The 22,653-nt window shown below is 45.0% G+C and carries 24 protein-coding genes and 1 riboswitch; of the genes, 23 read left to right on the top strand and 1 reads right to left on the bottom strand.

What is annotated here, in order from left to right:
* The first annotated feature begins 182 nt into the window (after positions 1-182).
* The 19 genes from MHI60_RS04230 to ablB all read left to right on the top strand — a co-directional run bounded on the left by MHI60_RS04230 (position 183) and on the right by ablB (position 16,817).
* Complete coding sequence (locus tag MHI60_RS04230) at positions 183-344, top strand: hypothetical protein (protein WP_166644707.1); 162 nt, start codon at positions 183-185, stop codon at positions 342-344.
* An 11-nt stretch (positions 345-355) separates the two neighbouring features.
* The gene (locus tag MHI60_RS04225; protein ID WP_024424503.1) at positions 356-535 is read left to right on the top strand and encodes a YezD family protein; all 180 of its coding nucleotides are present in this window, start codon (positions 356-358) and stop codon (positions 533-535) included.
* 208 nt (positions 536-743) lie between these two features.
* A complete protein-coding gene (locus MHI60_RS04220) occupies positions 744-1,535 on the top strand; it encodes a hypothetical protein (protein WP_144485818.1) in 792 nt (263 codons plus the stop codon).
* Positions 1,536-1,739: 204 nt separating this feature from the next.
* The gene (locus tag MHI60_RS04215) at positions 1,740-2,294 is read left to right on the top strand and encodes a DUF2179 domain-containing protein (protein WP_024424505.1); all 555 of its coding nucleotides are present in this window, start codon (positions 1,740-1,742) and stop codon (positions 2,292-2,294) included.
* The gene (locus MHI60_RS04210) at positions 2,291-2,491 is read left to right on the top strand and encodes an NETI motif-containing protein (protein ID WP_012009137.1); all 201 of its coding nucleotides are present in this window, start codon (positions 2,291-2,293) and stop codon (positions 2,489-2,491) included. Before MHI60_RS04215 ends, MHI60_RS04210 begins: the two co-directional genes overlap by 4 nt.
* Before the next feature lie 79 nt (positions 2,492-2,570).
* Positions 2,571-2,672: riboswitch (purine riboswitch) on the top strand.
* Between the two features lie 169 nt (positions 2,673-2,841).
* Positions 2,842-3,330, top strand: coding sequence for a 5-(carboxyamino)imidazole ribonucleotide mutase (gene purE, locus MHI60_RS04205; protein WP_039183007.1), 489 nt, complete (start codon positions 2,842-2,844; stop codon positions 3,328-3,330).
* Positions 3,323-4,465: a 5-(carboxyamino)imidazole ribonucleotide synthase gene (gene purK, locus MHI60_RS04200; RefSeq protein ID WP_144472581.1), complete on the top strand. Its 1,143-nt coding sequence runs from the start codon at positions 3,323-3,325 to the stop codon at positions 4,463-4,465. Before purE ends, purK begins: the two co-directional genes overlap by 8 nt.
* Positions 4,462-5,757, top strand: coding sequence for an adenylosuccinate lyase (gene purB, locus MHI60_RS04195; RefSeq protein WP_024426701.1), 1,296 nt, complete (start codon positions 4,462-4,464; stop codon positions 5,755-5,757). The genes purK and purB overlap by 4 nt, the downstream gene beginning before the upstream one ends.
* Before the next feature lie 72 nt (positions 5,758-5,829).
* Complete coding sequence (gene purC, locus MHI60_RS04190; protein WP_144472579.1) at positions 5,830-6,552, top strand: phosphoribosylaminoimidazolesuccinocarboxamide synthase; 723 nt, start codon at positions 5,830-5,832, stop codon at positions 6,550-6,552.
* The gene (purS, locus tag MHI60_RS04185; RefSeq protein WP_003214349.1) at positions 6,545-6,799 is read left to right on the top strand and encodes a phosphoribosylformylglycinamidine synthase subunit PurS; all 255 of its coding nucleotides are present in this window, start codon (positions 6,545-6,547) and stop codon (positions 6,797-6,799) included. Before purC ends, purS begins: the two co-directional genes overlap by 8 nt.
* The gene (gene purQ / locus MHI60_RS04180; RefSeq protein WP_024424510.1) at positions 6,796-7,479 is read left to right on the top strand and encodes a phosphoribosylformylglycinamidine synthase subunit PurQ; all 684 of its coding nucleotides are present in this window, start codon (positions 6,796-6,798) and stop codon (positions 7,477-7,479) included. Before purS ends, purQ begins: the two co-directional genes overlap by 4 nt.
* Positions 7,463-9,694: a phosphoribosylformylglycinamidine synthase subunit PurL gene (purL, locus tag MHI60_RS04175; RefSeq protein ID WP_044335226.1), complete on the top strand. Its 2,232-nt coding sequence runs from the start codon at positions 7,463-7,465 to the stop codon at positions 9,692-9,694. The genes purQ and purL overlap by 17 nt, the downstream gene beginning before the upstream one ends.
* Positions 9,670-11,100, top strand: coding sequence for an amidophosphoribosyltransferase (gene purF / locus MHI60_RS04170; RefSeq protein ID WP_039183010.1), 1,431 nt, complete (start codon positions 9,670-9,672; stop codon positions 11,098-11,100). Before purL ends, purF begins: the two co-directional genes overlap by 25 nt.
* Positions 11,101-11,196: 96 nt before the next feature.
* Positions 11,197-12,237 carry a phosphoribosylformylglycinamidine cyclo-ligase gene (gene purM, locus MHI60_RS04165; RefSeq protein ID WP_144472577.1) on the top strand — a complete coding sequence of 347 codons (1,041 nt, stop codon included), beginning with the start codon at positions 11,197-11,199 and terminating at the stop codon, positions 12,235-12,237.
* Positions 12,234-12,803, top strand: coding sequence for a phosphoribosylglycinamide formyltransferase (purN, locus tag MHI60_RS04160; RefSeq protein WP_095407892.1), 570 nt, complete (start codon positions 12,234-12,236; stop codon positions 12,801-12,803). Before purM ends, purN begins: the two co-directional genes overlap by 4 nt.
* Before the next feature lie 15 nt (positions 12,804-12,818).
* A complete protein-coding gene (gene purH / locus MHI60_RS04155; RefSeq protein ID WP_144485816.1) occupies positions 12,819-14,357 on the top strand; it encodes a bifunctional phosphoribosylaminoimidazolecarboxamide formyltransferase/IMP cyclohydrolase in 1,539 nt (512 codons plus the stop codon).
* 12 nt (positions 14,358-14,369) lie between these two features.
* Entirely contained in the window at positions 14,370-15,644 is a 1,275-nt protein-coding gene (purD, locus tag MHI60_RS04150; RefSeq protein WP_144485814.1) for a phosphoribosylamine--glycine ligase, read from the top strand.
* A gap of 111 nt (positions 15,645-15,755) precedes the next feature.
* Positions 15,756-15,950 carry a hypothetical protein gene (locus MHI60_RS04145; RefSeq protein WP_144485812.1) on the top strand — a complete coding sequence of 65 codons (195 nt, stop codon included), beginning with the start codon at positions 15,756-15,758 and terminating at the stop codon, positions 15,948-15,950.
* A 21-nt stretch (positions 15,951-15,971) separates the two neighbouring features.
* Positions 15,972-16,817 carry a putative beta-lysine N-acetyltransferase gene (ablB, locus tag MHI60_RS04140; RefSeq protein ID WP_144485810.1) on the top strand — a complete coding sequence of 282 codons (846 nt, stop codon included), beginning with the start codon at positions 15,972-15,974 and terminating at the stop codon, positions 16,815-16,817.
* On the opposite strand, the gene MHI60_RS04135 is transcribed toward ablB, so the two are convergent.
* The gene (locus MHI60_RS04135) at positions 16,812-18,470 is read right to left on the bottom strand and encodes a PucR family transcriptional regulator (RefSeq protein ID WP_144485808.1); all 1,659 of its coding nucleotides are present in this window, start codon (positions 18,468-18,470) and stop codon (positions 16,812-16,814) included. The genes ablB and MHI60_RS04135 overlap by 6 nt on opposite strands.
* 191 nt (positions 18,471-18,661) lie before the next feature.
* On the opposite strand from MHI60_RS04135, the gene MHI60_RS04130 reads away from it, so the two are divergent.
* The 4 genes from MHI60_RS04130 to MHI60_RS04115 are packed head-to-tail and all read left to right on the top strand — an operon-like array spanning position 18,662 to position 22,646.
* On the top strand, positions 18,662-20,026 hold the full coding sequence (locus MHI60_RS04130) for an aspartate aminotransferase family protein (protein ID WP_048240005.1): 1,365 nt from the start codon (positions 18,662-18,664) through the stop codon (positions 20,024-20,026).
* A gap of 9 nt (positions 20,027-20,035) precedes the next feature.
* On the top strand, positions 20,036-20,725 hold the full coding sequence (locus tag MHI60_RS04125; protein ID WP_186437339.1) for a CoA transferase subunit A: 690 nt from the start codon (positions 20,036-20,038) through the stop codon (positions 20,723-20,725).
* Positions 20,701-21,366, top strand: coding sequence for a 3-oxoacid CoA-transferase subunit B (locus MHI60_RS04120; RefSeq protein ID WP_095407899.1), 666 nt, complete (start codon positions 20,701-20,703; stop codon positions 21,364-21,366). The genes MHI60_RS04125 and MHI60_RS04120 overlap by 25 nt, the downstream gene beginning before the upstream one ends.
* 14 nt (positions 21,367-21,380) lie before the next feature.
* Entirely contained in the window at positions 21,381-22,646 is a 1,266-nt protein-coding gene (locus MHI60_RS04115) for a peptidase (protein ID WP_144485804.1), read from the top strand.
* The last annotated feature ends 7 nt before the right edge of the window (positions 22,647-22,653 follow it).

Raw genomic sequence — 22,653 nt, 5'->3', positions numbered from 1 at the left:
TGGAAGCTGCTGTTTTTTTGTTAAAAAAATCAAAACATAGTTGACTTATAGGAATTATGTGTTTATGATAAAAAGACATAATTCGCTGATTGGATCACCAAAGGCGCTTTGATTTCCTTTTAATAGAAGGTTTCAGGGTGCCTTTTTTTCTTGCAGACATTCAAAAGGGGAGGAGATGTCTTTTGTCACGCTGGCTTAGACAGGTGATTGAACGAAAAAAGCAGGTGCTGATTCAAAAGCTCCTTTTATGGGGGCATGAAGAAAAACAGGAAGCGCTCATGCATTACACGATTCATGAGCTGGAAAATGAGGTTCTCTATTTAAAAGAGCGAAAACAAAAATAGGGGGATGAGCGATGGATGAACAAAAGCTGAATTATATTTTATCTGCCTTAAAAGGGATCGACTATGGATCAGTGGTCATCACCATTCATAATGGACATATTACACAGGTTGATACGACCAAAAAGACTCGGTTCCCCGCTCATCAGGAGAATCTCCGGGTCCAGCAAGGAAAGCGGAGTCAATATCGTTGACCATGAATGTCAACATTGATAAAAAGCTGATGGAGGCCGTCAGCTTTTTTGTTTTGTCTTATTTAAAACCTCTGCTGCCTTTTATCCGTCTATTCGTATGAACGTCAAGGAATCTTGACTGAATAGAGAGACTCCGCTACTTTAAGAGGAGTCATCCGAACAGATCATTTACTTGAGCCTGTAAGGATTGGATAGGAGTTGATATGAGATGTTAGAGAAAGATCAAGATCAGGGGACATCTGAAAAGAAAAACGAAGAGTCATCAATAGATCAAGAAACAAGGCAATCCCGCCTCAGCCGCAGCGCTGCAAAACGTGGAAGAACCTCAAAATCAGCGGATGATGAGCGTTCAGCTATCCAGCGTGTACTGCAAGGTGCAGGAGGCGCGTTTAAGCGTTATGGTTCATATGGACTGGCGATGTTAAAATCACCGAGCCAGGCCATCAATCAAGCGGAAACATTGCGTATGAAGTACGCCTGGATATCGATTGTGTTATTCAGCGTGTTTTTTGCTTTAGGCAACTATGTTCAATTAAAGGCGTCAAAGACCCGCTTATTAGGCTTTGGCATTCATTATTCTTTTGGCGACGCCTTTTTGAAGGTAGCGGTCTTTACACTCATTGTGTTGACATTGATGATGCTTACCGTCTGGCTGCTCGGAAAGTACATGCTAAAAGGCAACATATCACTGAAAGAAGTGATCATGAAGTTTGGCGCTGCGCTTGTGCCGGTTTTGGTTTTATCCATCCTTTGGCTTGTATTTGCCATGCTGAATATTCCATATGTGACCGTCATATTATCCGTGATGATGTTTGTCGGCCTTCAGTTGATTGCGATCGTGCTCTTTCGCTCGATTCAATCGGAGCATGATGCCGAACGTGGAGATTTGATGTATGCCGGCTGGGTCTTTTTATTGGTTGAGCTTGTCATCATTGCGCTGCTCTGGGGCATAGTTGGGGAGTATTTGATTCCATCACTTGTTCCTGTTCGATTCGGATAAAACACACTGAAAACCTCCTTTTTTGAAAAAGGGGGTTTTCATGTTGAGAAGAGAAAAAAACGGGTAAACTCTTGGTAACAAAGACCACCCTTGTTGTCGAAAGATATATGTGTTTTTATCGCGTAAATTTGATTGTATCAAGGTATGTTCTCTAGTAGAATATGGGGTGCTTTATTTGATTTTTTAGTGCAGGGGGTTCGAATCGTGCTTCAACAACTTTTATCCAATGCGTTCACCATGGTTTTAATCATTTTAGTGATTAATATTGTCTATGTTTCTTTTTCCACCATGCGTTTGATTTTAACGATGAAAGGCAGACGGTACGCAGCTGCTTTTGCGGGTACGATCGAAATGCTCATTTATGTCATTGGGTTAAGTATCGTTCTAGATAACTTAGATCAAATACAAAATGTCATTGCGTATGCGCTAGGTTATGGGATGGGGATCATTGTCGGGATGAAAATTGAAGAGAAGCTGGCACTTGGCTACACAACTGTTAACGTGATCACAAAAGAATTGGATGTCGATCTCCCAAGACAATTGAGAGAAAAAGGATATGGTGTCACCAGCTGGGTAGCAGGCGGTCTTGAAGGAGACCGGACAGCATTGCAAATTTTAACACCGAGAAAATATGAACTGCAATTATATGAAACGATTAAGACGCTGGATTCAAAGGCGTTTATCATTTCATATGAGCCCAAATCGATTCATGGCGGCTTCTGGGTGAAGGCTGTGAAGAAAAGGAGAATTAAAGAATGACCGCAAAACCAAAGAAGAAAAAATTCTATGTGGAAGACAACATGACGATTGATCAAGTGTTATCCCAGATGGCAGCGGAAGGCTACTCGCCTGTCCGACGAATGGAGGAACCGATTTTTCAGGAAAAGAAGGAAAATGGGTCGATTCAGATCATTCCGATTGGGAAAAAAATCGTATTTGAAGGAAAAATAGTCTAAATCCGAACATTAAAACGACGACTTCATAGATTGTTCGATAAATCCGTTGACATCATGAACATCCGTTGTTAAGATAAACATGAAATCAAAACACGAGCCTCATATAATCTTGGGAATATGGCCCATAAGTTTCTACCCAGTTACCGTAAATGACTGGACTATGCAGGATAGTGAACAAAACTGACATGGCAATTCAAAAGCGAACAGCGCTTACCATGGCCCGGTTTGTGTTGCTTCCTAACAATGCAATGCAAATCGGGCCTTTTTGTTCGGCGTTTGACAAGCTGCTTAGGTTTGGGAAGCGTGTCAAACGATACAAAATCGAATATCAGCTTAAAGGTGGGGACAAAATGAAGCCGCTTGTAGGTGTCATCATGGGAAGTACATCTGATTGGGAAACAATGAAAAATGCGTGCGACATCTTAGAGGAATTAAACATTCCGTACGAAAAACAGGTAGTATCCGCACACCGGACACCTGACTTGATGTTTGAATATGCGACTGAAGCAAGAGGTAAAGGACTAAAGGTCATCATTGCCGGTGCTGGAGGCGCAGCACATTTACCGGGGATGGTCGCAGCAAAAACGACACTGCCGGTCATTGGTGTGCCTGTACAATCAAAGGCACTAAACGGGCTGGATTCCTTATTATCCATCGTTCAAATGCCAGGCGGTGTACCAGTTGCTACAGTAGCAATTGGCAAAGCCGGTGCAACAAATGCAGGCCTTCTTGCCGCACAAATGATTTCAGCATTTGATGAAACGATCGCAGCTCGCCTTGAAGAAAGAAGAGAGCAGACAAAACAGACTGTACTAGAAAGCAGTGATCAGCTTGGCTAAGCAGACCATTTTTCCAAACGCAACCATCGGGATCATTGGCGGCGGACAGCTTGGCAGATATATGGCTGTCAGCGCAAAGCAAATGGGGTACCGGGCAGCAGTTTTAGACCCAGTCGCACAATCTCCTTGCGGACAGGTTGCCGATAAAGAAATCACAGCCGCATATAGTGACCTTGAAGCGATTCGAAAGCTGGCAGACATCAGCGATGTGGTGACTTATGAGTTTGAAAATATTGACTATGATGCACTCAATCAGCTGAAGGAAGAAGCCTATTTACCACAAGGAAGCGACCTTCTTCTTTTAACTCAAAATCGTGAGACCGAGAAAAAAGGGATTGTAGACGCAGGCTGTGAAGTAGCGCCTTACCGCATCATTGGCGATGAAAAAGAGCTGGAAAACGCAGTGGACGTGCTCGGTTTGCCAGCCGTGCTGAAAACATGCAGAGGCGGCTACGACGGAAAAGGACAGTACGTCATCAAAGAAAAAGGACAGCTTAAGGAAGCAGCTGCACTGCTCACACATGGAACTTGTATTTTAGAAAGCTGGGTTCCATTCCAAATGGAGCTCTCGGTGATCGTCACTCGTTCTGTTCATGGAGAGATTGCAGTATTCCCAGTCGCTGAGAACATTCATAAGCATAATGTTTTGTTCCAAAGCATTGTGCCTGCAAGGGTAGAGAACCGCATTCAGGAGAAGGCGAAAGAACTGGCAACAACACTGGCTGAAAAGCTGGGGCTGGTTGGTACTCTTGCTGTAGAACTGTTCCTGACAAATGACGGAAAGCTGCTCGTCAATGAACTGGCACCGCGCCCGCATAATTCTGGTCATTATACGCTCGATTTATGTGAGACGAGTCAGTTTGAACAGCACGTCCGCGCTATATGTGGTTTGCCGCTTGGCGGTACAGCCCTTTTATCAGAGGGAATGATGGTGAATTTATTAGGCGATGAAGTGGACATTCCAAAAGAGCATCCTGAGCTTCTCAAAGAAGCGAAGCTTTATCTATATGGAAAGCATGAAGTAAAAGCCGGCCGCAAGATGGGGCATATGACGTTTATGAAACAGCTCGATGATGAGTGGATGACAAACATCACAAAGATATGGACTGAAAGAGATGGAGGAAACGGGAAATGATCGAACGTTACGCACGACCAGAAATGTCAGCAATCTGGACAGAGGAAAACAAATTTAATGCATGGCTTGAAGTAGAAATTCTCGCTTGTGAAGCTTGGGCAGAGCTTGGTGTCATTCCGAAAGAAGACGTTGTGACAATGCGCAAGAATGCAAGCTTTGATATTGGACGTATTTTAGAGATTGAACAAGACACGCGCCACGACGTGGTTGCCTTTACGCGTGCTGTCTCTGAATCTCTAGGAGAAGAAAGAAAGTGGGTTCATTACGGGTTAACATCGACAGACGTAGTGGATACGGCGCTTTCATATTTATTAAAACAGGCGAACGATATCTTGCTCAAGGACATTGAGAGATTTGTTGACATACTAAAAGAAAAAGCAAAAGAGCACAAATATACCGTCATGATGGGTCGTACACACGGTGTACACGCTGAACCGACAACATTTGGCCTGAAGCTTGGTCTTTGGTACGAAGAAATGAAGCGTAACCTAGAACGTTTTAAACAAGCAAAAGCTGGCATTGAATATGGCAAAATCTCTGGAGCTGTTGGCACATATGCGAACATCGACCCGTTTGTTGAGCAATATGTATGTGAGAAACTTGGCATCAAAGCTGCACCAATTTCAACCCAAACCTTGCAGCGTGACCGCCATGCAGATTACATGGCTACTCTTGCTTTAGTGGCAACGAGCATTGAGAAATTTGCTGTTGAAATTCGTGGTCTTCAAAAGAGTGAAACACGTGAAGTAGAAGAGTTCTTTGCAAAAGGACAAAAAGGATCATCAGCAATGCCGCATAAGCGTAACCCAATCGGTTCTGAGAATATGACGGGAATTGCCCGCGTGATCCGTGGATATATGCTGACAGCTTATGAAAATGTACCGCTTTGGCATGAGCGTGATATTTCTCATTCATCTGCTGAGCGCATCATTTTACCAGATGCAACGATTGCACTGAACTACATGCTCAACCGTTTCTCAAACATCGTGAAAAACTTAACGGTTTTCCCTGAAAACATGAAACGCAACATGGACCGCACACTTGGCTTAATTTACTCACAGCGCGTTCTTCTTGCATTAATCGATACAGGCATGGCACGTGAAGAGGCATATGACACGGTTCAGCCAAAGGCAATGGAAGCGTGGGAGAAGCAAGTACCGTTCCGTTCATTAGTAGAAGCAGAAGAAAAAATCACGTCACGCTTAACACCTGAACAAATCGCTGACTGCTTCGATTACAACTATCATTTGAAAAATGTCGATATGATTTTCGAACGTCTAGGTCTTGCGTAAGAAATGGGCCGCCTGCTCGCCAGGCGCCCAATCCTGAAAATTGCCAACATTCAAATTAGGAGGCCAACCTGAATGACTGTGAAACAAGAACTTCTCTACGAAGGCAAAGCGAAAAGAATCTATCAGACCGATGACGAGCATATTTTATATGTTGAATATAAAGACTCAGCTACAGCATTTAACGGCGAAAAGAAAGCCGAAATTGAAGGCAAAGGCAGATTGAACAATGAAATTTCGAGCTTAATCTTTCAAATGCTGCATGAGAAAGGAATCAACAATCACTTTGTGAAACGCCTTTCTGAAACAGAGCAGCTCATTCAAAAGGTGCAGATTGTTCCGCTTGAAGTGGTTGTACGAAATGTAGTGGCAGGCAGTATGTCAAAACGCCTCGGCATTCCAGAGGGAACGAAACTGAACACACCTTTGATTGAGTTTTACTACAAAGATGATGCGCTCGGCGATCCGCTCATTACAGAAGATCATATCCGCATTTTAGATGCAGCGACACCAGAGCAGGTCGAGGAAATGAAACAAATCACAAGACAAGTGAATGAAGAGTTAAAACAAATCTTCTCAGACTGCCATGTGAATTTAATTGATTTCAAGCTTGAATTCGGAATAGATCACGAGAATCGTATTTTGCTAGCTGATGAGATTTCACCTGATACGTGCAGGCTTTGGGACAAAGATACAAACGAAAAGCTTGATAAAGACGTGTTCAGACGAAACCTGGGCGGCTTAACGAATGCATACGAAGAAATTTTCAAAAGACTTGGAGGCCATAAACATGTATAAAGTGAAAATTTTTGTCAGCTTAAAAGAGAGCGTTCTTGATCCACAAGGAAGTGCCGTGCAGCACGCTTTGCACAGCATGTCTTATCAGGAAGTAAAGGATGTCCGTATCGGGAAATACATGGAGCTTGTCATTGAAAAATCAGATCGTGATTTAGACACAGTCGTCAAAGAAATGTGCGAAAAATTACTTGCCAACACGGTGATTGAAGATTACCGCTATGAGGTGGAGGAGGTTGTCGCACAGTGAAGTTTGCAGTGATCGTCTTGCCTGGCTCTAACTGTGATATCGATATGTACCATGCGATTCAAGATGAGTTAGGTGAACAAGTTGAATATGTATGGCACGACGAAACGAGTCTTGACGGATTTGACGGTGTACTCGTACCAGGCGGTTTCTCTTATGGGGATTACTTAAGATGTGGTGCGATCGCCCGCTTCTCAAACATCATGCCGGCGGTGAAGAAAGCAGCTGAGGAAGGAAAACCTGTTCTTGGTGTTTGTAACGGGTTCCAAATTCTTCAGGAGCTAGGCATTCTTCCGGGTGCGATGAGACGAAATAAAGACTTGAAATTTATCTGTCGTCCAGTTGAACTCATTGTAGAAAACAACGAAACGCAATTTACAAGCGGTTATCAAAAAGGCGAATCCATTACTATTCCTGTAGCGCACGGTGAAGGCAACTTCTACTGTGATGAAGACACTCTAGCGAAGCTCATTGAACGTGGCCAAATCGCTTTCACTTATGGAGACGATATTAACGGCAGTGTGAATCGTATTGCAGGTGTAACGAATGAAGAGGGCAATGTACTCGGCATGATGCCGCACCCTGAGCGCGCGGTTGATTCATTACTAGGCAGCGCAGACGGACTTAAATTGTTTCAATCTATCGTGAAAAATTGGAGGGACACTCATGTCACTACTGCTTGAACCAAGTCACAAGCAAATTAAAGAAGAGAAATTGTATCAGCAAATGGGATTGAGTGATGAAGAATTCGCTTTAATCGAATCCATTATTGGCAGGCTGCCAAACTACACAGAAACGGGTATTTTTTCTGTCATGTGGTCAGAGCATTGCAGTTATAAAAACTCAAAGCCTGTTTTAAGCAAATTCCCGACAAAAGGAGAGCACGTCCTTCAAGGTCCTGGGGAAGGCGCTGGGATCGTTGATATTGGAGACAACCAAGCGGTTGTATTTAAAATCGAATCACATAACCATCCATCTGCGATTGAACCGTATCAAGGAGCGGCGACAGGTGTCGGCGGAATTATCCGTGATGTATTCTCCATGGGTGCGCGTCCAATTGCTGTATTAAACTCTCTTCGTTTTGGTGAACTGACTTCACCGCGCGTGAAGTACTTGTTTGAAGAAGTAGTGGCAGGGATCGCAGGCTATGGAAACTGTATCGGAATTCCAACAGTCGGCGGAGAGGTTCATTTCGATCAAAGCTATGAAGGCAACCCGCTCGTAAATGCAATGTGTGTTGGATTAATCAATCATGAAGACATTAAAAAAGGGCAGGCCAAAGGTGTCGGCAACACGGTCATGTACGTTGGTGCCAAAACGGGCCGTGACGGGATTCATGGTGCAACATTTGCGTCTGAAGAATTTTCTGATGAATCAGAAGAAAAACGCTCAGCAGTTCAAGTCGGTGATCCGTTCATGGAAAAACTGTTGCTTGAAGCGTGCCTTGAAGTCATCAAAAACGATGCACTCGTTGGAATTCAGGATATGGGAGCGGCTGGCTTAACAAGCTCAAGTGCGGAAATGGCGAGTAAAGCAGGTTCTGGTATCGAGATGAATTTAGATCTTATCCCGCAGCGTGAAACAGGCATGTCAGCATATGAAATGATGCTGTCTGAATCTCAAGAGAGAATGCTTCTGGTCATTGAAAAAGGCCGTGAACAAGAAATCATTGATATTTTTGAAAAATACGATCTTGAAGCAGTATCAGTTGGTCATGTGACAGACGATAAAATGCTTCGTTTACTTCATCAAGGTGAAGTGGTATGTGAGCTTCCTGTTGATGCACTTGCAGAAGAAGCGCCGGTTTATCACAAACCGTCAAGTGAGCCTGCATACTATCGTGAGTTTTTAGAAACAAAAGTTGAAGCACCTGCTATCACAGATGCAGCCGACACGTTAAAGCAGCTCCTTCAGCAGCCAACAATTGCAAGTAAAGAATGGGTTTATGATCAATATGACTACATGGTTCGGACAAATACAGTCGTTGCACCAGGCTCTGATGCGGGCGTTTTAAGAATCCGTGGAACGAAAAAAGCCCTTGCGATGACAACCGATTGTAACGCACGTTATCTCTACCTTGATCCAGAAGTCGGCGGGAAAATCGCAGTCGCAGAAGCAGCACGTAACATTGTGTGCTCAGGCGCTCGTCCGCTTGCAGTAACAGATAACTTAAACTTCGGTAATCCAGAGAAACCAGAAATTTTCTGGCAAATTGAAAAATCTGCTGACGGTATTAGCGAAGCATGCCGCAAGCTAAGCACACCGGTTATCGGTGGTAACGTCTCTTTATATAACGAATCAAATGGAACAGCGATTTACCCAACACCAGTCATTGGGATGGTTGGTTTGGTTGAAGATACAGCTCATATTACGACGCAGTCGTTCCAGCAGGCTGGCGATGTGATTTTCGTCATTGGTGAGACGAAGGAAGAATTCGCAGGCAGTGAACTTCAAAAGATGACAGAAGGCCGTATTTACGGAAAAGCACCAGAAATTGATTTGGATGTAGAGCTTACGCGTCAGGAAGCCCTTCTTGCTGCGATTCAAAACGGACTTGTTCAATCAGCTCACGATGTGTCTGAAGGCGGTCTTGGTGTCGCACTTGCTGAAAGTACATTTGGAACAGACGGTCTTGGCGCTCATATCCAAATTGATTTAAACAGCGAAGCTTCATTATTCAGTGAAACACAGTCACGTTTTGTTGTCACAGTGAAACCAGAGCACCGCGAAGCGTTTGCTGCGGCTGTCAAAGATGCGAAAGAAGTTGGAACGGTCACAAATGATGGTGTATTCACTGTCAAAAATCAAGAAGGACAACAATGGATTCATGCAGCGGTCAACGAGCTTGAACGCGCATGGAAAGGAGCGATCCCATGCTTGCTGAAATCAGAGGCTTAAACGAAGAGTGTGGCGTCTTTGGGGTTTGGGGACACGAAGAAGCCCCGCAAATCACATATTACGGATTGCATAGTCTTCAGCACCGAGGACAAGAGGGTGCGGGAATCATTGCAACAGATGGTGAAAACCTGACGGCACATAAAGGCCTTGGACTGATTACGGAAGTCTTTCAAAACGGTGAGCTAAAGGATTTAAAAGGAAAAGGTGCGATCGGACACGTTCGGTATGCGACAGCAGGCGGAGGCGGCTTTGAAAATGTGCAGCCCCTCTTCTTCCGCTCGCAAAACAACGGCAGTCTTGCCCTTGCTCATAATGGGAACTTAGTGAATGCAACGCAATTAAAGCAGCAGCTAGAGAACCAGGGGAGTATATTCCAGACATCTTCTGACACTGAAGTGCTCGCTCATTTAATTAAGCGCAGCGGCTATATTGAATTGAAAGAGCAGATCAAGAATGCCCTGTCCATGCTTAAAGGAGCATATGCTTTCTTAATTATGACGGAAACAGAAATGATTGTGGCACTTGATCCGAATGGCTTACGTCCGCTTTCACTTGGTATGCTTGGGGACGCGTATGTGGTTGCTTCTGAAACATGTGCATTTGATGTTGTCGGTGCCACGTATTTACGAGATGTGGAGCCTGGAGAAATGCTGATCATTAATGATGAAGGCCTGAAATCTGAACGCTTCTCCATGAACATTAACCGCAGCATGTGCAGTATGGAATACATTTATTTCTCAAGACCTGACAGCAATATCAATGGCATCAACGTGCATAGTGCGAGAAAGAACCTTGGCAAAAAGCTTGCCGAGGAAGCACATGTCGAAGCGGATGTTGTGACAGGTGTACCAGATTCGAGTATTTCTGCAGCGATTGGATATGCCGAAGCAACAGGTATTCCATATGAGCTCGGTTTAATTAAAAACCGTTATGTCGGACGGACCTTTATTCAGCCGTCTCAAGCATTGCGTGAGCAGGGCGTACGCATGAAGCTGTCTGCTGTGCGCGGGGTCGTCGAAGGAAAACGTGTCGTGATGGTGGATGATTCCATCGTACGCGGAACAACGAGCCGCCGCATTGTGACGATGCTAAGAGAAGCGGGTGCGACGGAAGTCCATGTGCGCATTAGTTCACCTCCAATCGCACATCCATGTTTTTATGGAATTGATACGTCCACACATGAAGAGCTGATTGCTTCTTCTCATTCAGTGGAAGAAATTAGACAGGAAATCGGTGCAGACTCCATTGCATTTTTATCTGTAGACGGTTTAATGGACGGGATTGGCAGGAAGTATGATGATCCGCAGCGCGGTCAATGTTTAGCATGCTTTACTGGGAAATACCCGACTGAAATTTATGAAGATACTGTTCTTCCACATGTGAAGGAAACAGCACTGACGAAATAATCGAATAAAGGAGCAGCAGTCAAGATGATTTGATATGCTGCTCTTTCATTCTGCTGAAAATAAATGGAAGAGAAGCAGCTAAAAGGAGTGAATGGGATGTCAGAAGCATATAAAAACGCCGGTGTCGACATCGAAGCAGGATACGAAGCCGTCAAACGAATGAAAACACACGTAGAACGTACAAAAAGAGCAGGCGTTATGGGTGCTCTAGGCGGATTTGGCGGTATGTTTGATTTATCTGAGCTGCCATACAAAAAGCCCGTTCTTGTCTCAGGAACAGATGGTGTCGGAACAAAATTAAAGCTTGCCTTTTTAATGGATCAACACGATACGATCGGCGTTGATGCCGTGGCAATGTGTGTGAACGATGTGCTGGCACAAGGGGCAGAGCCGCTCTTTTTCTTAGATTACTTAGCAGTTGGTAAAGCAGATCCTTTGAAAATTGAATCCATTGTCAAAGGTGTGGCTGACGGCTGTGAGCAGTCTGGCTCAGCGCTTGTCGGCGGAGAGACAGCAGAAATGCCGGGTCTTTACACAGAAGATGAATATGATATTGCTGGTTTTTCAGTAGGCGTCGTTGAAAAGGATGAAATCGTGACAGGAGAGAGCATCGAAGAGGGGCACTTGCTTATTGGACTCAGCTCAAGCGGAATTCATAGCAATGGGTACTCTCTCGTTCGTAAAGTATTGCTGGAAGACGCAGGTCTGGACCTGCATCAAACGTATGAACCTTTTACAAGACCGCTTGGAGAAGAACTTCTTGAACCGACCAAAATTTATGTGAAGCCCGTTCTCAAACAAGTGAAAGCCGGCAAGATTGACGGCATGGCACATGTGACAGGCGGCGGCTTTATTGAAAATTTACCACGTATGCTGCCTGAAGGGCTTGGCATTGAGATTGATAACGGCTCATGGCCAGTACCGCCAATTTTTTCCTTTATTCAAGAAAAAGGACAGTTAAAGGCAGAAGAAATGTTCAACGTGTTTAATATGGGCATTGGTTTTGTCTTAGCGGTAAAAGAAGATGACCTTGTCGAAGTGATCAGAGAACTTGAAGAAGACGGAGAGAAAGCATTTCTCATCGGTCGTGTTCAAAAAGGAGAAGGTGTCACATTCGGCGGTGGAAGCCTCTCATGAAGAAGTTTGCGATCTTCGCCTCTGGAAGCGGGACGAATTTTCAAGCCATTATAGATACATTAAAAAAAGAACAGTGGCAGGCAGAGGCCGCCATTGTGATTTGTGATAAACCGGGTGCAAAGGTGCTGGAGCGTGCTGAGAAAGAGGGCATTCCCTCCTTTGCCTTTACCCCGAAGGCTTTTCCGAATAAAGCCGCTTTTGAACAAACGATCATTGAACAGCTTAGGCTGCATGAAGTGGAATGGATTTTCCTTGCTGGGTATATGAGACTGATTGGTCCGACATTACTTGAAGCATTCAGAGGGAAAATTGTCAATATTCACCCGTCCTTGCTGCCAGCCTTCCCAGGGCTGGATGCCATTGGTCAAGCCTATCAAGCAGGCGTCAAAGTGGCAGGAATCACTGTCCATTTTGTCGATGAAGGCATGGATACAGGTCCGATCATTGACCAAGCGTCGATTTACATCGAACAAGGGGAAGAGCTTGAATCGATTGAAAAAAGAATGCATGAACTAGAACACACACTATATCCAAAAGTGATCAAATCACTTTTAGAATTATCTTAATGAGGTGACGAAGGCATGACGATCAAACGCGCATTAATCAGTGTTTCCGATAAAACGAATCTTGTACTTTTTGTGAAAGAATTAACAGAACTTGGTGTTGAAGTGATTTCAACTGGAGGTACACATAAGCTTCTTCAAGAGAACGGCATTGATGTCATTGGAATTTCAGAAGTCACTGGATTCCCTGAAATCATGGACGGACGACTCAAAACACTTCACCCGAACATTCATGGTGGACTTTTAGCAGTGAGAGAAAACGATGAGCATATGGCACAGATTGAGAAGCATGGCATTCAGCCGATTGATCTTGTTGTCGTGAATCTTTATCCATTCAAAGAGACGATCTCAAAAGACGATGTGACGTATGAAGAAGCGATTGAAAACATTGATATTGGCGGACCGGGAATGCTTCGTGCAGCATCAAAAAACCACCAAGACGTAACCGTGATTGTCGATCCTCGTGACTATGATACAGTCATTCAGCAAATCAAAGAAGGCGGCGTGTCACTTGAGAAAAAACGTGAGCTCGCTGCAAAAGTCTTCCGTCATACAGCTGCTTACGATGCTCTGATTGCGGATTACTTAACAAACTTTGTCGGCGAAACAGAGCCAGAACAGTTCACTGTCACGTTTGAGAAAAAACAATCCCTTCGTTATGGAGAAAATCCGCACCAAGCGGCGACTTTCTATGAAAATGCTCTTCCAGCCAAAGGTTCTTTGGCTACTGCAAAGCAATTACATGGTAAAGAACTTTCCTATAACAATATTAAAGATGCAGATGCAGCACTCCAAATTGTACGTGAATTCACGGAGCCAGCAGCTGTCGCCGTGAAGCATATGAACCCGTGCGGCGTTGGTACAGGAGAAACGATTGCAGAAGCATTTGACCGAGCATTCAAAGCAGATGAGACTTCTATTTTTGGCGGCATTGTGGCACTTAACCGTGAAGTAGATAAACAAACGGCTGATGTGCTGCATACGATTTTCTTAGAAATTGTCATCGCTCCTTCGTTCAGCCAAGAAGCACTTGACGTGTTAACGGCGAAAAAGAACCTTCGTCTATTAACATTAGATGTAGAAGCGGATCTCGGGAAAAAAGAAAAGCAGCTGACAAGTGTCCACGGCGGATTACTTGTTCAGGATATTGACACGTATGGCTTAGAGGAAGCAACCATCTCTATTCCAACGAAAAGAGAACCAACAGAAGACGAATGGAAAGACTTAAAGCTTGCTTGGAAAGTAGTCAAGCATGTGAAATCAAATGCCATTGTCCTTGCGAAAGATCAAATGACAGCAGGGATCGGTGCTGGTCAAATGAACCGTGTCGGCTCAGCTAACATTGCAATTGAGCAAGCAGGTGAAAAGGCAAAAGGAAGCGCACTAGGCTCTGATGCATTCTTCCCAATGGGCGATACAGTGGAAGCTGCTGCAAAGGCAGGCGTCACAGCGATTATTCAGCCAGGCGGATCTATTCGTGACGAAGAATCGATTCAAAAGGCAGATGAATACGGCATCGCCATGGTCTTCACTGGCGTTAGACATTTCAAACATTAAGGGGATGACAGTGTGAACGTACTAATTATCGGCAGAGGCGGAAGAGAGCATACCATCGCTTGGAAAGTGAATCAAAGTAAACTTGTCAGCCAAGTATTTGTCGCACCCGGCAATGATGGAATGACAGATGCTGCGAAGCTTGTACCAATCGACGAAGGCGATCATGAGTCATTAATTCATTTTGCAAAAGAAAACGAAATCGGCTTAACCATTGTCGGTCCAGAGGTTCCTTTAATCGCAGGTGTCGTTGATGCATTTGAAGAAGCAGGTCTAAAAGTATTTGGACCGAATGCAAAAGCTGCGGTCATTGAAGGCTCAAAGGAATTTGCAAAAGACTTAATGAGGAACTACGATATCCCAACAGCCGCTTACGCTGCCTTTACATCGTTTGAAGAAGCAAAAGCATATGTGGAAGAAAAGGGTGCGCCGATTGTTATTAAAGCAGACGGGCTTGCCGCAGGAAAAGGCGTGACAGTAGCCATGACGCTTGAAGAGGCGGTCGATTGTCTGCATGATTTCTTAGAGGATGAAAAGTTTGGCGATGCAAGTGCATCTGTCGTCATTGAAGAATTTTTAACAGGCGAAGAATTTTCACTCATGGCCTTTGTCAACGGAGAAAAGGTGTATCCGATGGTGATTGCGCAGGATCACAAACGGGCCTTTGAAGATGACAAAGGACCGAACACCGGCGGAATGGGCGCTTATTCACCAGTTCCGCAAATTTCAGATGAAGTGGTTCAAAAAGCGGTGGAAGATGTCGTCAAACCGGCAGCACGCGCGATGGTGCAGGAAGGGCGTCCATTTACAGGCATTTTATATGCAGGCTTAATGCTGACACCAGAAGGCTCAAAGGTGATTGAATTCAATGCACGCTTTGGCGACCCTGAAACGCAAGTGGTTCTCCCTCGTCTTGAATCAGATCTAGTCCAAGTATTCCTCGATATTCTTGATGGAAAAGATGTGGAGTTACAGTGGAAAGACACTGCGGCTGTCAGTGTGGTTCTTGCATCAGAAGGATACCCAGAAGACTATGCAAAAGGCACACCAATCGGTGCCTTGCAAACGACTGTGTCTGATGTTGTGACCTTCCACGCAGGAACAAAAAAAGAAAACGATCAATTCGTCACAAATGGCGGCCGTGTAGCGAATGTGACCGCATTTGACGATACATTTGAAGCGGCAAGATCAAGAGTGTATGAAGCGGTTGAAGAAATCATACAGCCAGGTCTATTTTATCGCCGTGACATCGGTGCCCGTGCGCTGAAGGCTGCGGAGAAAAACGTTTAATCAAAACACCTTTCTATCTGACGAGATGGAAAGGTGTTTTTTGTTCATGAGAAGGGATGATGCTCGAATATGAAGAAGTAGTATGGGATGACGAGTTTATGAGGAGGCAGCATGATCATTCAAGGAATCATTCTATTTGCAATCGTCTTACTTATTTTATTTATACTGTTCTCAAATCTCATCATGTATGAAGCGAGAAAGCAAAACAAAGCCAAAAAAGGCTCAGCCATTAGGTATGTGATCATGTCGATTTTTTCTGGTATCGTCATTGTTTCATTTTCCATTTGGATTTTTTTTATTAGCTGATTTATAAGAGAGGATGAGTATATGGTGCAATTGAAGGAACTTGCGAACGAGCGTTTTTCTGCCTCGATCTGTATTGATTCATTTAATGAGCGAATCCGTTTGGATGACTACAGCGGCAGAGTGCGGGATGTGATTCAGTCGGTTCTTAAGGATGCGGCAGACTGCAAGGCTTCTAAGGTCATTGTGAAAGTCAGGCGTGAGCATATGCCTCTTTTTTTAGAAAAAGGTTTTCGGCTTGAAGGCGTGTTTTCTCATTATTTCCTTGGAAGTGATGCGTACGGCATGTCGCTCTTTCTGACGGAGGATCGAATGAACAGCCCGTATTGGCTGAAGGAAGATGAAATTGTTGCGTCTATTCAAGAAAAGCCTCTCAAAAAAGACCAAGGCACGTGGCAGGATGAGTATGTGATGAGGAAAGCGGATACGCAGGATATTCACAAGCTGGCAAAGCTCTATGATACCGTCTTTGAAACGTATCCTACGCCAATGAACGAGCCAGATTACATCCAAAAGGTGATGGAGGAAGGGACGGTTTTTTATGCCGTTGAACATGACGGGCACATTGTGAGTGCAGCATCCGCTGAAATTAATGCGCCGTATGGTCATGCGGAATTAACAGATTGTGCGACCCTTCCATCATACAGAAAACTAGGATTCATGCATCATTTGATTCTAGCACTCGAAAAAGAACTTCAATCCATGCACATCTATGTCTTTTATTCTCTCGCACGTGCACTGTCCTATGGAATGAACCAAGTGTTTTATCAGCTCGGCTATACGTATACCGGGCGTTTCCAAAACAACTGTTATATTTTTGACAAAATTGAAGATATGAATCTATGGGTGAAAACGCCGAATGAATCATGAAATGGTTCTCATCTGATCAAGCAGACCAGATAGGCGGTACGCCATGATACTGAGCTGTAGCTTCATTCGATCATCCGTGGATTTGAGGCTGCAGCCTGTTCTCGTTTCAATTTGTTTCAGCCGGTAGCTTAATGTATGCCTATGAATAAACAATTCCCCCGCAGATTTTTGAATATTTTCATTGTGGGCCAAATACACTTCGAGTGTATGGATCAGGTCAGCCCCCTGTTTTTTCGTATAAAGCAAGGGGCTTAACAGCTCGACGTAAAAGTCATGCAAATTCATACCCGCTTCATTCATTTCAAGAAGCATCCCGTATAAGCCGAGCTTCTGATAATGAATGATGCATTCGTCTGTCTTTAAAAGCGGAAGAAGCCTTGCTGCATACTGCGCTTCCTTCGCGCTTTTTGAAAAGAGACCGATCTGATCATAGGCTCTCCCAATGCCAATCACAATCGGATGGACGGGAAAAAAATAAGACCAGGTGCTCCGGCACTCTTCTGCTGCGCGATACCACTCCGCTTCATGAAACGGTTTTTTTCCTGCTGGTGTAAGAACAAAAATGGAATCGAGCCTTGTCTTTAGTAAAAAAGGAATATGTCTGCGTTCAAATATCGACGTGAGTAATTGAGATAGGCGCTGCATCATTTGGTGATCAAGCTGTGTGTGCTGATGCTGAAATTGAAAGTAGATGACCACCTGCTCATCGCTCATATCATATTGCAGCTTTGTTGCTTGTTCGACCACATAGCTTTCTTCTGTGTATTGCTGCTGCAAAATATCATCTAATAAATGACCTTGCATTTGGTTTTCTGTATCTTGAATGGCTTTTTGCTTCAGCCATTCAATCGCATACACCGCCCCGGCATGCTCGATGGCAATCGCGTCAAGATGATGCCATGCATCCTTTTTCTTTAAAGATACAATAAACCCGAAAATATCGCCCATCGCAATGACCGGACATGCAGCGAGGACAAACGCACCGCATGTGTCATAAACAAGCCGTCCTTTCTCCTCAGCCTGCTTGAGAAGAGGCATCGTTTCGATTGGTTCACGATCTGTCAGAAAGCCAACAGCAGGAGAGTACGTCACTTCATCTTTGATGAGATGAGCTGCGGTTTGATGTAAAAAAACATCAAGCACGACGATGTTTGCCGAAGTGAGATGTGCCAGCTCATCTGTAATTTGTGTGACATTTTTATTGCTTACATTTAAATGGGTCAGTCTTTGGTGAATAGCTGAAGAATATTTAAGCTGATGGAGCTGGCTGCTGACGATTTGCTCTAGGACGGCTTTTGTAATGTCTGAGAAGTTGACATGTGAAGGAATCTCGATGAGTGGAATACCGCTGTTTTTGGCAGCTTCGATCAGTGATGCCGGAATCTCCGTTAAGTACACGCCTTTATAAATCGCAATGGCCGATAGACGATGAGATTGAATCAGCTCCTCAAGCCGGGCGCGCCTTTCCCTATTGTCTGCAAGTCCAAAGCCGGTTGTGACGAGCAGTTCCCCTTCTGAAAGCCTTGAAGTATCTTCGATAATTTCTACAATGGTCACCCACTGAATGAGGCGGTCCAGTCCATTTTCCCCAGCAAGCAGCTTTGTTTCCTTCATGATATCGAGCGAGAGTGCATCTTTGACGAGAATCGCCATAGACTCATGACCTCCTTTTGAACACTCTTATACACGATGTATAAAAAATGCGTGTGAAATTCGGGCATGTGGCGAATGGAGGATGACTGCCCTCTTGATTAAGCTAATCTTATAACAAGTATACAAAATTTTCTTGCGATTCATGAAAAAAGAAAGATGCAGCTGCTGACGAGAGAGGGAGGAATGACAAAGTGGAGACCCGGGATTACTTAATCAAACCGATGTTGAATCAGCATTATCCTGTGGCTGTGAAAGGAGAGGGGATTTATTTATATGATCGGGACGGGAAAAAATATTTAGACGGCTCATCGGGTGCTGTCACGGCAAGTATTGGACATGGTATACGAGACATCATTGATGCCATGACAGAGCAAGCGGAAAAGGTGAGCTTTACGTACAGATCACAATTTACAAATGAACCAGCGGAAGAACTTGCCTATGAATTGAGTACGCTCTGCCCAGGGAACCTGAACTGGTCTTTTTTTGTCGGAAGCGGATCAGAGGCAACAGAAACCGCCATGAAAATAGCCATTCAGCATTGGCAGGAGCAGGGGAAGGCTGAGAAGAATCACATCATCTCAAGATGGATGAGTTATCACGGCATCACACTCGGTGCGCTGTCGATGTCAGGACATATTGCAAGGAGAGAGCGCTTTGAACCACTGCTCGAAAAACACCCGGTGCTGTCTCCGCCATACAGCTATCGTTCGTGGCTGCCAAAGGAAGAAAGCAAGCAGGTCGAATGGTATGTACAGGAATTTAAAACCGTCATCCAGCGTATAGGAAAAGAGAGGATTGCTGCTTTTATTGCAGAGCCGATTGTTGGAGCAGCGGGCGCGGCGCTTGTTCCGCCAGATGGATATTTTGAGGCGATGAAGCGAGTTTGTGAGGAAAACGATATTTTAATGATAGCAGATGAAGTCATGACAGGCTTTGGACGAACTGGGAAAATGTTTGCCATGGAACATTGGGGCGTCGTACCAGATATTATGGTACTCGGAAAAGGCATGAGCGCCGGCTATTCACCGATTGCGGCAGCTGTCTCAGCGGATCACGTGATTGCACCGATTCTCAGCGGTTCGGGCTCTGTGATGGCAGGCCACACTTATAGCGGCAATCCGCTTTCAGCAGCCGTCTCACTGGCTGTCATTCGATATATGAAAAAACACCAGCTTTCAGAACGAGCTGATCTGTCTGGCCGATATTTAATGAATGCTTTAAAGAATTTGCAAACAAATCATTCCATCATAGGAGATGTGAGAGGAAAGGGACTGCTCATTGGCATTGAATTTGTCGCAGACCGATTATCGAAAACACCATTTCCTGCCCATGCTCAAATGACACATTTAGTTGTGGAGACGGCCAAACAAAATGGTTTGCTTGTTTACCCAGCAAGCGCTGGAGAGGATGGCGTAGGAGGTGCAGCGGTCATGATCGCACCGCCGCTTTCTATTACGCAGCAGGAGATGGATGAACTGATTCATTTATTCGGGCAGACAATGACGCAGGTCGAGCAAGAAGTCATCAATCGAGGGTTTTTCCCATCTGCCATGTAGGGAGGAAAGATGATGAACAAAATAGCGAACTTTGATGAAGTCATCACGCATTTCAGAGACGGAATGACCATCATGTTTGGCGGGTTTGGCGGTGTAGGGTCACCGCCATCATTGATCGATGCCATTCTAGAAGCCAATATCAAAGACCTGACATTGATCGGAAATGATGCAGGCTTCCCGCAAATCGGTGTTGGCAGGCTGATCACAGAAGGAAGAGTGAAGAAAATCATTACCTCTCATATTGGCTCAAATCCAATTGCCGGGCAGAAAATGCAGGCAGGTACACTAGACGTTCTTTTTTACCCGCAGGGCATTCTAGCAGAAAAGATCAGGGCAGGCGGGATGGGTTTAGCGGGCATTGTGACAGATGTCGGCATGGATAGCCTGAATCTTGATGAGAAACAATTGGTTCAGCTGGATGGAAAGAAGTATATCCTTGAGCCTGCACTGACTGCGGATATCGCAATTGTGAATGCCCTCAAAGCAGATGAAGCAGGCAACCTGATTTTTGATAAAAGCGCGCGGAATACAAACCCGATTGTGGCGATGGCAGGAGACTGGACCATTGCGGAAGTAGAAGAGATTGTGCCTGTGGGCGGGCTTCATCCAGAGGAAATCGTCACGCCAGGCGTATTTGTGAACCAGATCGTGCAATCAAAAGGAGTGAACTGGACATGGGCATGGGAGACATCGATTTAAGACACCGCATAGCCAAACGCGCGGCACAGGAAATTGAAGATGGGATGATCGTCAATCTTGGGATCGGCATCCCGACCCTTGCAGCTGAATACATCCCAGCACATTACGAGGTGTGGCTGCATGCAGAAAACGGCATTATGGGGGCAGGCGCTTCACCAGCACGAGGGGAAGAAGATCCGAATTTGTGCAATGCCGGCGGTTTTCCCATTACGTTAACAAAAGGCGGCTCATATATGGACAGCACAACCGCTTTTGGCATCATTCGCAAAGGGATGCTGGATATGACCATTTTAGGTGCACTTGAAGTCAGCAGTCATGGTGATCTTGCCAATTGGATTGTGCCAGGGAAACGAGTGCCGGGTATGGGTGGAGCGATTGAACTCGCGCAAAAAGCGAAAAAGGTGGTGGTCGTAATGAGCCACCTTGATAAACACGGACAATCTAAGATAAAAGCAGCCTGCACGCTGCCTTTAACAGCTAAGTCTTGTGTGGATCTGATTATTACGGATATGGCAGTCATTGAGGTCAAGTCACAGCTGCTCATTTTGCGTGAAGTCATGCCGCCGTTTCAGCCGGAAGATGTCATGAGGGCGACAGAGGCGCCGCTCATTTTAGCGCCTGATGTCAAATCTGTTGTGTAGAAAGGATGACCGACTTGCAGCCAATTACACGTATCAGAAGCTGGATGAAAGAGCATAAGGAAGAAGCCGTGACGCTTCTTCAGCAAATGGTGCAATGTGACAGCACACAAGGAAATGAGCAAGAAGTACAGAAAATCGTAGCAAATAAACTTTCTGCCATTGGCTTTGATGTTGACGTATGGGACATTGGTGGAGATGACTTGCTGAATCATCCGTATTTTTATTCCCCGAGACGTTCCTTTAAAGGAAGTCCTAATGTCGCCGGACGATTGAAAGGTAAAGGAGGCGGCAAATCTATCTTATTAAATGGGCATGTGGATGTTGTCCCAGCAGGAGATCACAAACAATGGACATATCCGCCCTACAGCGGGCATATCATAAATGGGAGACTTTATGGACGCGGGGCAACAGATATGAAAGGTGGAAACGTTTCTTTACTCTTTGCACTTGAAGCACTGCAGGCACTTCAGATTCCACTGAAGGGAGATGTCGTGTTTCATAGTGTTGTCGAAGAAGAGAGCGGCGGCGCAGGCACCCTTGCAGCCATACTAAGAGGATATACCGCAGAGGCAGCCATCATTCCAGAGCCAAGTCATATGAAAATCTTTCCGATTCAGCAAGGATCTAAATGGTTCAGACTGCATATTAAAGGAAGGGCTGCTCATGGCGGAACAAGATATCACGGCGTTTCTGCTATTGAAAAGAGCACGATAGTCCTTTCACATATAGCGGCACTTGAAGAAGAAAGAAATCAGCGAATCACTGAGCCGCTGTTTCAGCATATCCCAATCCCGATCCCAATCAATATTGGGAAAATTCAAGGCGGTGATTGGCCATCCTCTGTAGCAGACCTTGTCATAATGGAAGGCAGGCTCGGGGTGATACCGGGTGAAACGGTAGAACAGGCAGAGAAGGAATTAGAAAATTGGATGGCAGGGCTCGGAGAAAAAGATGAATGGTTCCAAGAGCATCCTGTTGAGGTTGAATGGTTTGGTGCAAGGTGGCTTCCGGGTTCCATCGATACGGATCATCCGCTTTTAGGTTTATTGAAGGAACAATATGAAGCGGTCATGAATCAGCCGCCGAAGATCGAAGCCGCCCCTTGGGGAACGGACGGAGGATTACTGTCACAGGCGGCAGGTATTCCGATCATCGTTTTTGGACCGGGAACAACGGAGCTTGCCCATTTTCCGAATGAATCCATCGACATTGAGCATGTGATTGAAGCAGCAGAAATTATTGCAGGTACAATAGTAGAATGGTGTGAAGCAGCAGAATGAGATGAAA

The sequence above is a fragment of the Bacillus sp. FSL K6-3200 genome, from assembly GCF_038630485.1.
Classification (GTDB): domain Bacteria; phylum Bacillota; class Bacilli; order Bacillales; family Bacillaceae; genus Bacillus; species Bacillus safensis.
Note: the sequence above shows the minus strand (reverse complement) of the source record. Positions and strands in the feature narration are given on the sequence as shown.

Coding starts and splice junctions, on each gene's coding strand:
- MHI60_RS04220 (WP_144485818.1), top strand. CDS start 744: ATGTTAGAGAAAGATCAAGATCAGGGGACATCTGAAAAGAAAAACGAA.
- purL (WP_044335226.1), top strand. CDS start 7,463: ATGTCACTACTGCTTGAACCAAGTCACAAGCAAATTAAAGAAGAGAAA.
- purF (WP_039183010.1), top strand. CDS start 9,670: ATGCTTGCTGAAATCAGAGGCTTAAACGAAGAGTGTGGCGTCTTTGGG.
- MHI60_RS04145 (WP_144485812.1), top strand. CDS start 15,756: ATGATCATTCAAGGAATCATTCTATTTGCAATCGTCTTACTTATTTTA.
- ablB (WP_144485810.1), top strand. CDS start 15,972: ATGGTGCAATTGAAGGAACTTGCGAACGAGCGTTTTTCTGCCTCGATC.
- purE (WP_039183007.1), top strand. CDS start 2,842: ATGAAGCCGCTTGTAGGTGTCATCATGGGAAGTACATCTGATTGGGAA.
- purH (WP_144485816.1), top strand. CDS start 12,819: ATGACGATCAAACGCGCATTAATCAGTGTTTCCGATAAAACGAATCTT.
- purM (WP_144472577.1), top strand. CDS start 11,197: ATGTCAGAAGCATATAAAAACGCCGGTGTCGACATCGAAGCAGGATAC.
- MHI60_RS04125 (WP_186437339.1), top strand. CDS start 20,036: ATGATGAACAAAATAGCGAACTTTGATGAAGTCATCACGCATTTCAGA.
- purS (WP_003214349.1), top strand. CDS start 6,545: ATGTATAAAGTGAAAATTTTTGTCAGCTTAAAAGAGAGCGTTCTTGAT.
- purB (WP_024426701.1), top strand. CDS start 4,462: ATGATCGAACGTTACGCACGACCAGAAATGTCAGCAATCTGGACAGAG.
- purC (WP_144472579.1), top strand. CDS start 5,830: ATGACTGTGAAACAAGAACTTCTCTACGAAGGCAAAGCGAAAAGAATC.
- MHI60_RS04120 (WP_095407899.1), top strand. CDS start 20,701: ATGGGCATGGGAGACATCGATTTAAGACACCGCATAGCCAAACGCGCG.
- MHI60_RS04210 (WP_012009137.1), top strand. CDS start 2,291: ATGACCGCAAAACCAAAGAAGAAAAAATTCTATGTGGAAGACAACATG.
- MHI60_RS04225 (WP_024424503.1), top strand. CDS start 356: ATGGATGAACAAAAGCTGAATTATATTTTATCTGCCTTAAAAGGGATC.
- purN (WP_095407892.1), top strand. CDS start 12,234: ATGAAGAAGTTTGCGATCTTCGCCTCTGGAAGCGGGACGAATTTTCAA.
- MHI60_RS04135 (WP_144485808.1), bottom strand. CDS start 18,470: ATGGCGATTCTCGTCAAAGATGCACTCTCGCTCGATATCATGAAGGAA.